This is a genomic window from Streptomyces sp. NPDC006174 (genome assembly GCF_040614075.1).
Classification (GTDB): Bacteria; Actinomycetota; Actinomycetes; order Streptomycetales; family Streptomycetaceae; genus Streptomyces.
In genome coordinates, this window is the sequence record NZ_JBEXTJ010000004.1 from 174,560 (window position 1) to 187,602 (window position 13,043).

General features: G+C 71.7%; 11 protein-coding genes. 6 read left to right on the top strand and 5 right to left on the bottom strand.

All coding sequences use genetic code 11. The annotated features are described in order from the left end of the window. Window positions 1-170: 170 nt before the first annotated feature. Window positions 171-638, bottom strand: a complete 468-nt coding sequence (locus ABZ267_RS10770) for a type II toxin-antitoxin system PemK/MazF family toxin (protein WP_356753684.1) — start codon at window positions 636-638, stop codon at window positions 171-173. Window positions 639-755: 117 nt separating this feature from the next. Here ABZ267_RS10770 and ABZ267_RS10775 point away from each other — a divergent pair, with 117 nt between their 5' ends. Both ABZ267_RS10775 and ABZ267_RS10780 read left to right on the top strand, forming a co-directional pair. After that, window positions 756-1,778 (top strand): LacI family DNA-binding transcriptional regulator, encoded by a 1,023-nt coding sequence (locus ABZ267_RS10775; RefSeq protein WP_356753686.1) that lies wholly within the window; start codon window positions 756-758, stop codon window positions 1,776-1,778. Window positions 1,779-1,839: 61 nt separating this feature from the next. Then, the gene (locus ABZ267_RS10780) at window positions 1,840-2,106 is read left to right on the top strand and encodes a hypothetical protein (protein ID WP_356753688.1); all 267 of its coding nucleotides are present in this window, start codon (window positions 1,840-1,842) and stop codon (window positions 2,104-2,106) included. A 90-nt stretch (window positions 2,107-2,196) separates the two neighbouring features. On the opposite strand, the gene trxA is transcribed toward ABZ267_RS10780, so the two are convergent. Continuing rightward, window positions 2,197-2,595 carry a thioredoxin gene (trxA, locus tag ABZ267_RS10785; RefSeq protein WP_356753690.1) on the bottom strand — a complete coding sequence of 133 codons (399 nt, stop codon included), beginning with the start codon at window positions 2,593-2,595 and terminating at the stop codon, window positions 2,197-2,199. 114 nt (window positions 2,596-2,709) lie between these two features. Here trxA and ABZ267_RS10790 point away from each other — a divergent pair, with 114 nt between their 5' ends. The 3 genes from ABZ267_RS10790 to glgC all read left to right on the top strand — a co-directional run bounded on the left by ABZ267_RS10790 (window position 2,710) and on the right by glgC (window position 6,783). After that, window positions 2,710-4,149, top strand: a complete 1,440-nt coding sequence (locus tag ABZ267_RS10790) for an NAD(P)/FAD-dependent oxidoreductase (protein ID WP_356753691.1) — start codon at window positions 2,710-2,712, stop codon at window positions 4,147-4,149. Between the two features lie 215 nt (window positions 4,150-4,364). Next, window positions 4,365-5,528 (top strand): glycogen synthase, encoded by a 1,164-nt coding sequence (gene glgA, locus ABZ267_RS10795; protein WP_356756655.1) that lies wholly within the window; start codon window positions 4,365-4,367, stop codon window positions 5,526-5,528. 37 nt (window positions 5,529-5,565) lie between these two features. After that, window positions 5,566-6,783, top strand: a complete 1,218-nt coding sequence (glgC, locus tag ABZ267_RS10800; protein WP_356756653.1) for a glucose-1-phosphate adenylyltransferase — start codon at window positions 5,566-5,568, stop codon at window positions 6,781-6,783. Between the two features lie 55 nt (window positions 6,784-6,838). Here glgC and ABZ267_RS10805 read toward each other — a convergent pair whose 3' ends face one another. Then, window positions 6,839-8,311, bottom strand: coding sequence for an MFS transporter (locus tag ABZ267_RS10805; protein WP_356756651.1), 1,473 nt, complete (start codon window positions 8,309-8,311; stop codon window positions 6,839-6,841). Window positions 8,312-8,471: 160 nt separating this feature from the next. On the opposite strand from ABZ267_RS10805, the gene ABZ267_RS10810 reads away from it, so the two are divergent. Continuing rightward, window positions 8,472-9,119: a TetR/AcrR family transcriptional regulator gene (locus ABZ267_RS10810; protein WP_356756659.1), complete on the top strand. Its 648-nt coding sequence runs from the start codon at window positions 8,472-8,474 to the stop codon at window positions 9,117-9,119. Between the two features lie 34 nt (window positions 9,120-9,153). On the opposite strand, the gene ABZ267_RS10815 is transcribed toward ABZ267_RS10810, so the two are convergent. Both ABZ267_RS10815 and ABZ267_RS10820 read right to left on the bottom strand, forming a co-directional pair. Next, window positions 9,154-10,398 (bottom strand): DUF6357 family protein, encoded by a 1,245-nt coding sequence (locus tag ABZ267_RS10815; RefSeq protein ID WP_356756649.1) that lies wholly within the window; start codon window positions 10,396-10,398, stop codon window positions 9,154-9,156. Window positions 10,399-10,627: 229 nt separating this feature from the next. Beyond that, window positions 10,628-13,000, bottom strand: a complete 2,373-nt coding sequence (locus ABZ267_RS10820; RefSeq protein WP_356756647.1) for a SpoIIE family protein phosphatase — start codon at window positions 12,998-13,000, stop codon at window positions 10,628-10,630. Window positions 13,001-13,043: the final 43 nt, after the last annotated feature.

A 13,043-nucleotide genomic window follows, 5' to 3' on the forward strand; every position in this document is an offset into this window, starting at 1 on the left:
AGTGCCTCCTTCTCCGTTGCGTACCTACCACCCAAACCCGTACCCCGGGATCGCACAAGAGTGCCCCTGAGCCACCGTGAACCGGTGGTTTCACACTCCTGTCACGACCAGCATGCGCCGCCCGCTCCGCACCGGCGAGCGACGGCCCCACGACTGCGACAGCCGTCCGGTCAGTTCCAGCCGTACCGCTCCCGCAGCCGTACCACGACGGAAGCGAACCGGTCCCGGTCCAGCGCGCACGCCTCGCGCCGCATGCCGTCCTCGTGGACCCGCAGCACCCGGTCCAGATCGACCCAGGACGGCCGGCCGGAGCTGTCCCACGGGCCGGCGCCCAGCGCCACCCACTCGTGGTCCATGTCGTGCTGCCTGCTGGAGAGCTGGACCGCCAGCAGCGTCCCCGCCGCCTCCCGGGCGACGACGAGAACCGGCCGGTCCTTGCCGCGCCCGTCGTTCTCCTCGAACGGCACCCAGGTCCAGACGATCTCACCCGGATCGGGGTCGCCGTCGCGGTCGGGCGCGTACGAGGTGCGGACCGGGCCCACCTCGTGCGGATCGGCCTGGACGGTGGCGGTGGGACCCGTGCTGCCGGGCGGTACGGGCGGGGCGTCGGTGCGCTGTGCGCTGTGGTGGAACGTCATCGCAACACCGTAGGACCCGCACGCCCCATTCCGGGAGCGGGTCCGCCGAACAGGGTCGTGGCGAGGCGCACCCGGCGCGCGGCCCGGCCCGGCGGATCTGGAAGACTGCCGCACGCCATGAGCCAGTTACCCAAGCAGCCCGCCGAAGTCTCCGTACCGACCAGCGCCGATGTCGCGCGCCTCGCCGGAGTCTCCCGGGCCACCGTGTCGTACGTACTGAACAACAACGCCACCGTCCGGATCAGCGAACCCACCCGGCACCGCGTCAGAGAGGCCGCCACCCAGCTCGGTTACGTCCCGCACGCCGCCGCCCGCAGTCTGCGCGCCGGACACAGCCGCCTGGTCCTGCTGCCTTCGGGCCATATACCGGCGGGCCCGCTCCACCAGCACTTCTTCCAGGAGCTCCAGGCCGGACTGCGCCGCCTGGACTACACCGTCGTCCAGTACGGCAGCGCCGGCCTCGCGGACGACGAGGCGGTCCGCGCCTGGGCCGAACTGCGGCCCGTCGCCGTCGTCGTACCGCCCGGCATCACCCTCACCCCGCACGGCACGGAGATCCTCACCCGCTCCGGCGCCAAGGCGGTGATCACCCTGGGCCCGGAGCCGGTGCGGGGCGCTCACGGACTGGTCATGGACCAGCGCCGGGTCGGCGCCAGCGCGGTCGGCCACCTCCTCGCGCGGGGCCGGCGCCGGATCGGAGTGGTGATGCCCCGGGAGGAAGGCCTCACGCCGTTCTCCGAACCCCGCCTCGCCGGCGCCCGGCAGACGGCGGAACCGGCCGGAGCGCACGTGCGGCCCCTCCCGCTCCACTACGAGGAGGAGTCCGCGGCGGAGCTGGCGCACCGGTGGCCGGAGCTGGGGCTGGACGCGGTGTTCGCGTACAACGACGAGTACGCCATGCTGCTGATGCGGGCCCTCCAGGACGCGGGCGTCGCGATACCGGGTGACACCGCGGTCGTCGGAGCGGACGATCTGCTCCTCGGCAGACTGCTCCGACCCCGCCTCTCCACCGTCCGGATGGAGCTCGCCATGGCGGACCCGCTGGCCGAGACGATCGACCGTCTCGTCCAGCATCCCGGCATCGCGCCCGTCCATCACGACCTGCTGCGCACCAGCGCCGTGCACCGCGAGTCCAGCTGACCGCCCGGAGCGGCGCGGCGACGACATGCGCGGAGTACGGCGGGTGTCTAGCGTCGGGGCCATGAGCCACCCGCAGAGTTACGAGCTCCTCCTGATCCCCGACCACAGCAGGACGCGCACCGGAGCCCCCGGCCGGCCGATCCGCTCGGCGGTCGTGGCCGCCACCGGCGAGACCGGGGCCTCCGGCTATCCGCGTTACGCGGGCGAGGGCATGGAGGCGGACATCGACCCGGCGACCCGCACGGTGGAGGCCGTGCTGATCGACGGCGAGGAGCTGGATCCGGGCATGTCGGTGCAGGTCGCCGAGGGAAACCGCCCGACGCGCTGAACGCAGTGGCCGGCCGTGTCCGGGCATGGCGGAAGGGCCCCGACCGTGTGATCAGGGCCCTTCAGGTCGCGCCGTGCGCCGGTACGGCGGCTACTGGCCCTCCGGCTGTCCCTGTCCGGCCTCCGTCGCGCGCTTCTGCTCCTCCACGGACTTGCGGACCTCGTCCATGTCCAGGTTCCGGGCCTGGCCGATGACGTCCTCCAGGGCCGCCTCGGGCAGAGCGCCGGGCTGCGAGAAGACGGCGACGTTGTCCCGGACGATCATCAGGGTCGGGATGGACCGGATCTCGAAGGCGGCCGCCAGCTCCTGCTGCGCCTCCGTGTCGACCTTGGCGAAGACCAGGTCGGGGTGGCGCTCGGACGCCGAGTCGTAGACCGGCGCGAACTGTCGGCAGGGGCCGCACCAGGAAGCCCAGAAGTCGATCAGGACGAAGCCGTTGTCGCTGACGACCTGATCGAAGTTTTCCTTGGTGAGCTCTACGGTGCTCATACGAGATACCTCTTTCTGTGCCCGTTTCGACGTGTCCGGCACAACGGTGACTGCACGTGCGCTATTCCGCCTGCCCATGTGGCCGGTGGGCACACTCTTGAGGACACTGTTTCCATGACTGATGCAGTGGATGTTTCCTCGTACGACGTTGTGGTCATCGGTGCTGGTCCGGTGGGGGAGAACGTGGCCGACCGGGCCCGCGCGGCGGGGCTGACCACGGCCGTGGTGGAGTCCGAGCTGATCGGCGGTGAATGCTCGTACTGGGCCTGCATGCCGAGCAAGGCCCTGCTGCGCCCCGTGGTCGCCCGCGCCGACGCGCGCCGCGTCCCGGGCCTGAGCGGAGCCGTACAGGGCCCTCTCGACGTCCAGGCCGTCCTGGCCTATCGCGACGACAAGACGAGTGACTGGAAGGACGACGGACAGGTCGACTGGCTGGAAGGCGTCGGAGCGGACATCTACCGCGGTACGGGACGCCTCACCGGCCCACGTGCGGTCACCGTCACGGCTCCGGACGGCACCGAACACCGGCTCACCGCCCGCCACGCCGTCGCCGTGTGCACCGGCACCCGGGCCGTCGTCCCCGATCTCCCCGGCATCGCCGAGGCCCGCCCGTGGACCAGCCGCGAGGCCACCAGCGCCAAGGAGGTGCCCGGCCGGCTCGTGGTGGTCGGCGGCGGAGTGGTCGGCGTGGAGATGGCGACCGTATGGCAGGCGCTGGGCTCCGAGGTGACGCTGCTGATCCGCGGCGAGGGCCTGCTCCCGAAGATGGAGCCGTTCGCGGGCGAGCTGGTGGCCGAGGCGCTGGAGGAGGCCGGAGCCACGATCCGTACCGGCGTCTCCGTCACCGCCGTCCACCGGCCCGCGCCGGACGCGCCCGCCACCGTGGAGCTGGACGACGGCGGCCGGATCGAGACCGACGAGATCCTCTTCGCCACGGGCCGGGCGCCGCGCACGGACGACCTGGGCCTGGAGACGGTCGGTCTGAAGCCCGGATCCTGGCTGACGGTGGACGACAGCTGCCGCGTCGAGGACACCGACTGGCTGTACGCGGTCGGAGACGTCAACCACCGCGCCCTCCTCACCCATCAGGGCAAGTACCAGGCCCGTATCGCGGGCGCCGCGATCGCCGCCCGCGCCCGACAGGACACGCCTCTGGACACGTCCCCGTGGGGCCCTCACGCGGCCACCGCCGACCACGCGGCCGTCCCGCAGGTCGTCTTCACCGACCCGGAGGCCGCGTCCGTCGGTCTGACCCTCGCCGAGGCCGAACGCGCGGGCCACCGCGTCCGCGCGGTCGACTACGACCTCGCCTCGGTCGCCGGCTCCGGCCTGTACGCCGACGGCTACCGGGGCCGGGCCCGGATGATCGTGGACCTGGACCGCGAGATCCTGCTCGGCGTGACCTTCGTCGGCCCCGGCATCGGCGAACTCCTGCACTCCGCGACGGTCGCGGTGGCGGGCGAGGTCCCGATCGACCGGCTGTGGCACGCGGTTCCGGCGTACCCGACGATCAGCGAGGTGTGGCTGCGGCTGCTGGAGACGTACCGGGGGTAGGAGCCGCCGCCGAGGCGCGCGACATGCCGGTCCCGGAGACCGTGCCGGCCCGCCTCGACCGCATCGCCCCGGGGCCTCGGCCGTATACGGCCGAGGCCCCGGCAAAACCCCATTTTCCCGGTACAAGGGACCGCGCGCCGCCGTGTTCTTCCCCGCAGAGGCATGTGAGTGGCCATCAAGGGAAGAGAGTCATCGTCGACATGAGGGGGACCGGCGTGAAGGTGGGACTGCTGAGCCGTGAGTACCCGCCGGACGTCTACGGCGGCGCCGGTGTCCATGTCGAGTTCCTGGCACGGGAGTTACGCGCGCTCACCGATCTGCAGGTCCACTCCTGGGGCGAGGGGGCCTCGGACGGGCTGGTCCGGCACCGGCCCGGCCGGGAGCTGGACGGTGCCAACGACGCGCTGCGCGCCTTCTCCGTGGACCTGTCCATCGCCGCCGCGCTCGAAGGCCGCGACCTCGTCCACTCGCACACCTGGTACGCCAACCTCGCGGGCCACCTCGCCGGACTGCTCTACGGCATCCCGCATGTGATGACCGCCCATTCGCTGGAGCCTCTGCGGCCCTGGAAGGCCGAACAGCTCGGCGGCGGCTACGCGCTGTCCAGCTGGGCCGAGCGCACCGCCGTGGAGTCCGCCGACGCGGTGATCGCCGTCTCGCACGGAATGCGCGCCGACATCCTCGGCTGCTACCCGCAGCTGGATCCCGACCGGGTCAGGGTCGTCCACAACGGCATCGACACCCGCCTGTACCGGCCCGTCCCCGGAGTCGACGTACTGCGCCGCCTGGGCGTCGATCCGGACCGCCCCTTCGTCCTGTTCGTCGGCCGCATCACGCGCCAGAAGGGTGTCCCGCACCTGCTGCGCGCCGCCCACCGCCTGGACCCCTCCGCACAGCTGGTGCTCTGCGCGGGCGCGCCCGACACCCCGGAGATCGAGGCCGAGTTCCGCGAACTCGTCGGCGAACTCAAGGGCTCGCGCGACGGGGTCCACTGGATCCCGGACATGCTTCCGCGCCCCGACGTCATCCAACTCCTCAGCAGAGCCGCCGTGTTCGTCTGCCCTTCCGTGTACGAGCCGCTGGGCATCGTCAATCTCGAAGCGATGGCCTGCGGCACGGCAGTGGTCGCCTCCGCGGTCGGCGGCATCCCCGAGGTCGTCTCCGACGGCGACACGGGATTGCTCGTACCGTACGAGGCCGACGAGCCGGCCCGGTTCGAGGCGGATCTCGCCGAAGCGATCGGCCAGGTGCTCGCCGACCGTCCGGCGGCCCGGCGGATGGGCGAGGCGGGCCGCGAACGTGCGGTGCGGGAGTTCGGCTGGGACATGGTCGCCCGGCGGACTCTCGAGGTGTACGAGGAGACCGTCAAAAAGGTGTAGCCGAGAACGGTTCGGTGTTTCAGGAGGGGGAGTGGCCATGCGCGCTGGACCTTCGGTGCTCGGGATCGTCCTTGCGGGAGGAGAGGGTAAACGGCTGATGCCGCTGACGGCCGACCGGGCGAAGCCAGCGGTGACCTTCGGCGGGACCTACCGGCTGGTCGACTTCGTCCTGTCGAACCTCGTCAACGCCGACATCACGAGGATCTGCGTCCTCACCCAGTACAAGTCGCACTCGCTGGACCGCCATGTGACCACCACCTGGCGGATGTCCAGCCTGCTCGGCAACTACGTCACGCCGGTCCCGGCCCAGCAGCGCCTCGGCCCGCGCTGGTACCTCGGCAGCGCGGACGCCATCCTGCAGTCGCTCAACCTCGTCCACGACGAACAGCCGGACTACATAGCCGTGTTCGGAGCCGACCACGTCTACCGCATGGACGCACGCCAGATGCTGGAGCGGCACATCGAGAGCGGCGCCGGCGTCACCGTCGCCGGCATCAAGGTGCCCCGTGCGGAAGCCTCCGCCTTCGGCGTCATCACCCCGGCCTCCGACGGCTCACGCGTGGAACGCTTCCTGGAGAAGCCCTCCGACCCACCGGGCCTGCCCGACGACCCGACCAAGGTCTTCGCCTCGATGGGCAACTACCTCTTCTCCACGAAGGTTCTCGTCGACGCCCTCCACCAGGACGCCGAGGACGACGACTCCGTCCACGACATGGGCGGGTCCATCCTGCCCATGCTCACCGAGCGCGGGGCCGCGCACGTCTACGACTTCGACGACAACCACGTACCGGGCGAGACCCGGCGCGAGCACGGGTACTGGCGGGACGTGGGTTCTCTGGACAGTTACTACGAGGCCCACATGGACCTCATCTCCGAGCAGCCGCTGTTCAGCCTCTACAACCGACGCTGGCCCATGTACACCCACGCGGACCACCAGGCCCCGGCCCGCTTCGTCTCCGGAGGCATCGCCGGCGAGTCGATCGTCAGCCCGGGCTGCGTGATCCGTGGCCAGGTCACCGGGTCGGTGCTCTCGCCCGGTGTGATCGTCGAGCAGGGCGCGGTGGTCCAGGGCTCCGTGCTGCACCACGGCGTGCGCGTCGGCAGGGGAGCGGTCGTGCGCAACGCGATCCTCGACAAGAACGTCGACGTCCCGCCCGGGGCGACGATAGGCGTCAACCCCGAACGGGACCGTAAGCTCTACACCGTTTCGCGCAACGGCGTCATCGCTCTCGGCAAGGGCCAGGCGGTGTCCTAGGGGTGTCTTGCCTATCAGGAGCGGATAGGCAAGACACCCCTACGCCCGTGCACGGTCAGGCGGCCTCCGCGGGCGCTGCCTCCTCCACGCTGCGGGAGTTCGTGAGGCTGAGCGCGCCGACCGTCGCGATCACGCCGACGGCGACGGCGAGTACGGCGTAGGCGATCCGCTCGCCGTGGAAGAAGGAGGCGACGAGGTCGCTGCTCCACACGCCGGCCGGGAGCTGGGTGGTGACCAGCGCGGCGATCAGCGTGCCGACCGCGGCGGTGCCGACGCTGGTGCCGACCTCCTGCGCGGTGTCGTTGAGCGCGGTGCCCATGGACGTGCGGTTGGCCGGCATCGCGTCGACGAGCGCGACCGCGCAGATCGTCATGACGGTCCGCAGTCCGATCGTCATGATCACCATGCAGAGCGCGATGACGAGGTAGCCGTGCTCGACACCCCAGGACAGTCCCGCCAGTGCGACGGCCAGGCAGGCCGCGCCCACCAGGCAGGCGACGCGGTGGCCGTAGCGGCGGGCCAGTCCCTCGGACACCGGCGTCGCGAGCAGCATGGTCACGATCAGCGGCAGGTTGGCGAGGCCGGCCCGTACGGGGCTCCAGCCGTACGCGTACTGGAAGTGGAGGATGAGTCCGAACATCACGCCGGCCATCGCGATGGAGGTACCGATCTGCGCCACGGCGGCGCCGCGGACCGTGCCGTCGGAGAACAGGCGCAGGTCCAGCATGGGTGCCGGGCTGCGGCGCTCGTGGCGGACGAAGGCGGTCGCGGCGACGGCCGCGCCCACGACCGAACCGATGGTGAGGACGGAGAGCCAGCCGTTCTCGACGCCGCTGGTCAGCGCGTAGCAGGCGAGCCCGATGGTGGCGACGCTCAGCGCGGCGCCCGGCACGTCGAGCCGGTCGCGGGTCAGGTCCTCGGGCCGGTCGGCCGAGACGCCGAGGCGGACCCCGATCCAGGCGATCACCGCGATCGGGGCGTTGACGACGAGCAGCCACTCCCAGCGCACATGGGCCAGGGCCGTGCCGCCGATCAGCGGTCCGAGGATGAAGCCGGACATGCCGACGACGATCATCACCGTCATGGCGCGCATCCGCAGCGCCTTGTCGTCGAAGAGGCGGAACACCAGCGAGTTCGTGATCGGGGCCATCGCCGCGGCGGCGATGCCGAGCAGGGCGCGCAGGGCGATGAGCTCGCCCGCGGTGGTGACCCAGACGGCGCACAGGCTCAGCGCGCCGAACACGGTCAGCCCGACGAGCAGGACGCGGCGGCGGCCGAGCCGGTCGGCCATGGAGCCGGCGGTGAGCAGCAGGCCGCCGAAGGTCAGTGAGTACGCGCCGGTGACCCACTGCAGTGCGGTGGTCCCGCCGCCGAGGTCGCGCCCGATGGTGGGCAGCGCGATCGACAGCAGGGTGTTGTCGACCATCTCAACGAAGAAGGCCAGGCAGAGAGCGGCCAGCGGGATCCACGCGGCGCGCAGGGAGGGATAGGTGCGGGAGGCGGGGGGTTTGAGTATCGCGGTCGTCATGGCGGCGCTCCTTTCTATCGAACGCCGCTCGACTATCGAACGGTGTTCCATGAGGTACGATAGAACAGCGTTCGATAGAGATGCAAACGAAGGGACAGAGGTCATGCCGCGCCACCAGAACCGCGCCGCCGCGGGCGGCCGCCGCCGGGCTTCGCACTCGATGGAGTCCGTGCTCACCGAGGCGGTGGCACTTCTGGATGAGGCAGGCCCCTCGGCGCTGACGTTCCGCGCGCTCGCGCAGCGCCTCGGAGGTGGCGTGGCCAGCATCTACTGGTACGTCGCGAGCAAGGACGAGCTGCTCGACCGCGCCACCGATCACGTCATCGGCGGCGTCCTCGCCGAGATCGAGGCGATCGAGCCCGGCGACGACCCGATCGACGACCTGCGCGCGATGTCACTGACCCTGTTCGACGCGATCCTGGTGCGGCCCTGGCTCGGGAACTACTTCATGCGCAACACGGACGTCCAGGGCAACGCCCTGCGCCTGTACGAGAAGCTGGGGCAGCCGACCCTGCGGCTGAAGCTCACCGCGCGCCAGCGGTTCCACGCCGTCTCGGCGATCACGACGGTCGTCGTCGGATCGGCGGTGGACCTGGGTCAGGAACCGCCTCAGGAGGTTCTCGACGGTGCCCTCGGCCGTGACGAGTTCCTCGGCCGCTTCGCCGCGACGTGGCGGGAGCTCGATGCCGCCGACTTCCCGTTCGTGCACGAGATCGTCGACGAGTTCGACGGGCACGACGACATCGAGCAGTTCCGCGCCGCGCTGGACCTGACCCTGGCGGGGCTGCGCCTCCAGGCCGGCGCCTGAACGCGTCGCCCGGGCGACGCGAGGCCGGGCGGGACTACTTGGCGTCGCGCCGTCGGCGCGCGCGCTCGAACTCGGCGACATCCGTCATCCAGGGGCCGTGCTGTCCGAGTGCGGCGCAGCCGCCGAGGACGAAGGTGCTCACCAGCTTCCGGTACCCGCCGATCCCGTCGACGAGGCTGTACTCGACCCGGTACTCCGGATCCGACCCGCCACGACCCTTTCGTACCGTGGTGACCCGGGCGATGGAGTCCGCGTAGAAGTGGAGCTGGATCCCTTCGCCCATCTCCTCGTCCTCGATGGTGAACACCTCGTTGTCCGCGGCGGAGCGATCGCCGACGAACTCCCAGAACTCCGCGGTGGCGGTACGGGGACCGCCCTGGCGCCACTTCTTCTCGACGCCCTTGTCGTCGGTGAAGGAGAGAGCCGTCTTCCTCGCACTTCCGCCTCCACCCGCCTCGTCATCCTCCATGGGCGCGTTCTTGGAGCGGTCCGCGGCCTCCGAGCACATCAGGAAGCTCACGGAACGCACCGCGTCATCGGCGAGCTCGGCGTGTGCGCGGCGCACGGCGGTTTCCACCGCCGCCGCCATCCGGTCCCAGTCGCGCTTGTCCGTGGCGCGCTTTCCTCGCCGTGGATCCCGGCTGATCCGCATCCCGGCGCACGCCTGCTCGGCGGTGGCGACCACCCGTACGACCTCGGGCAGCAGCGCGGGGTCGACGGCGTCGGGCGTCCGCCTCGGAATCGTCGCGCCGTGCAGGTACTGGCCCGTGTACCGCAGAATCGCGGCGTCGAGCGGACCGAGGACGACTCCGCGATCGGCGCGGCGGCGGCGCGCGTGGTACTCCTGTGCTCGCTTCGCGTCGGACGTCTCGGTCGCCGTGCGCATCGCCGCGCAGACCTGACCGCGCTCCAGCAGATCGATGCCGGCCCCGTGGGCGATGAGCCGGCCTCGGTCCCACGGGATGCGCCGGAAGAGCGCGTCGACGTCCTCGGGCGCGGAGAGGAGGATCGGGTCCAGGAGCGCGACGGCGGCGCTCTCATCGAGCTTGCCCCGGGTTCCGGCGGCGTCGCACAGCGGAAGGACCGCACTCCACAGCAGCAGGTGTCTGGCCAGATCCTCCTGGATCACCACATGGTGGGCTTCCTTGATCGGGAACGTGAACGTGCGCGGATCGTGGTTGGCGTCGGCCCCGGCACCCAGCGTCAGCTTCAGCTCACCGTCCTCGCGGATCACGTTCGGGATCCAGCCGCTCAGGCGCGTGAAAACGATGTCTCTCATGGGGCCAGTCTTGCCCATCCGACGAGGCTCAGGGACGGGCCCCCAACGTCGAGATGGACCGCTCGGAGGACTCCTGGCCGGGGGAGCCGAGGACCACCTCGCCTAGCCTGCGCGGCCCGGCTCCGAGGAGGTCTGCCGCAGGCGCGGGGCGAGGTGCACGCGGACGAGGATCTGGGTGGTCATTGCTTGGGTTGTCGTGGAGAGGGCTGTGCGGCCCGAGGCCGGATCCTCACGTCGGGCCCGTCTCCAGCTCGGCCCAGATCGTCTTGCCCGACTGCCCGTACCGGCTGCCCCAGCGGCTGCTCAGCTGCGCCACGAGGAAGAGGCCGCGGCCTCCTTCGTCTCCGAGAGCGGCGCGGCGCAGCCTCGGCTGGGTGTTGCTGGGGTCACTGACCTCGCAGTACAGGAGGGTGTCGTGGATGAGGCGCAGACCGATCGGGCCGCCGGCGTAGCGCACCGCGTTGGTCACCAGCTCGCTGACGATCAGTTCGACCGAGAAGTCGAGCAGCTCCAGACCCCACTCCGTGAGTTTGGCGGAGGCCGCCGCGCGGGCCTCGGCGACCGTGGCGGGGTCGGCCGGGAACTCCCACTCGGCGACGGCGTCGGGACGCAGCGGCCGGATGCGGGCGAGGAGCAGCGCGGTGTCGTCGGAGGCGGGCCGTCGTGCCTGTTCGGCCGTCAGGGAGTCGCAGGCCTCCTTCAGCGGGCTTCCCGACCGGTGCAGCTCGGCGATGCGCACGGCGAGCCGGTCCACATCCGCGTCCATGTCACCGTCCTGCCCGCAGAGCAGCCCGTCGGTGTACAGCGCGATCCAGCTGTCCGGGGCCAGCTCGACCGAGGCCGTCTCGAACGGCAGCCCGCCGACGCCCAGAGGCGGTCCCGGCGGTACGGGGACGGAGCGCGCGGTCCCGTCCGGCGCGACCACGACCGGCGGCGGATGGCCGGCGCTGGCGAAGGTGCACCGCCGCGTCACCGGGTCGTAGAGCGCGACCAGGCAGGTGGCTCCCACCGAGTCGCGCTCGGTGGGACTCGCTTCGGCCGCGAGCCGGGCCACCAGTTCGTCCAGCCGGGTGAGCAGCTCGTCCGGGGCCAGCTCCAGATCGCCCAGCGTCTGTACGGCGGTGCGCAGCCGCCCCATGGTGGCCGCGGCGTGCAGTCCGTGGCCTCGCACGTCGCCGACGGCCATCGCGACCCGGAGCGACGGCAGGGGCAGTACGTCGAACCAGTCGCCGCCGATCTCCGCGCCGCCCGCCGCCGGCAGGTACCGGCCCACGGCGTCCAGTGCCGGGGTGCGGGTGGCGGCGGCGGGCAGGAGGCTCTGCTGCAAGGTCACGGCGGCGCGGTGCTCCCGGTCGTACCGGCGAGCGTTGTCGATGCTGAGCGCGGCGTGCGCGGCGATCTCCGTCAGCAGATCCGCGTCGTGCTCGTCGAAGGGCTCGTAGCGGTCCGTGCGCCACACTCCGATGACTCCCAGCACCAGGCCTCGGGCGTAGAGCGGGGCGACGGCCAGGGAGCGGCCGTTCTCGGGGATCAGCATCCGCCGCGTCGGGCCGTCGCCGATCGCCCGGTCCAGGAGCGCGCGGTCGGCGATGACCGTCCGTCCTTCCTGGAGGCTGCGGATGGTGGGCCGGTCCGGCAGCGTGGGGAACACCTCGCCGGGGCTGAGGAGCCCGGCGGGCCAGCCGTCGGTGCCGCGTACGGCCACCCGGCGCAGGTGCAGGTCGCCGGCGCCGAACACCTTGGACGGCTCGTTGCCCACCAGGACGGACTCGGCGAGGTCGATCGCCACCAGATCCGCGAAGTCGGGCACCAGCACATCGGCCACGTCCTGAGCGGTGCGGTGCACGTCCAGGGAGAGGCCGATGGTGACGGCGGCCCGGTGCCGCACCCGGAGCCGCTGGGTGGCGCGCCACTGCGCCGCCGCGTCCGTCAGCAGCACCGTGACGCCCGAGGACCGCCCGTCGCGGTCCGTGGTGCGTACAGCGGCCACCGTGAAGAGGTGACAGGGTGCCGGTCCGGACGGGTCGGGCTCCGGCCGGGCCTCGTCGCCCGGCACGGTCCCGGCCTCCAGTACGGCGCCGAGCCCGGCCGCGGCCGCGGCGTCGGGCCCCTCCAGCACGCCGGCCGAGGCGCCGTCCGTCGGCAGCCCCAGCATCCCGGCCGCCGTGAAGTTGCCGTGCATCAGCCGCAGACCGGCATCCCGCACCTCGACGCCGATCCGCTCCCGTACGAGCAGGGCGCGCACCAGAGCCGCCGCCTCACCTTCGGACGCCTCGGCACGGTCGACGGGGACGGCGAGCAGCAGTCGGTGGGCGGTTCCGCGCAGCGGCAGCATCCGGCACCGGACGGCGAGGCCTCGGCCGTCGCCGTCACGCAGCAGCGCGCTCGCGCCGTCGTCGGGAAGGGCGTCGTCCGCGCTGCCGGCGAACAGCTCCGTCGCGGGCCGGCCGCACACCTCGTCGGCGGGCCGGCCGAGCAGCCGCGCGGCGGCGCAGGACCACTGCCTGACCGTCCCGAGATCGTCGATCAGCGCGGCCACGAGGTCCATCAGCGTGCCGCTGAACTCATGGGTGCCGTTGTCGTTGCCTGTGAAGGTGTCCACGCTGGCCCTCACCAACTCTTCGAGACCCTGGTCATCCTTATTA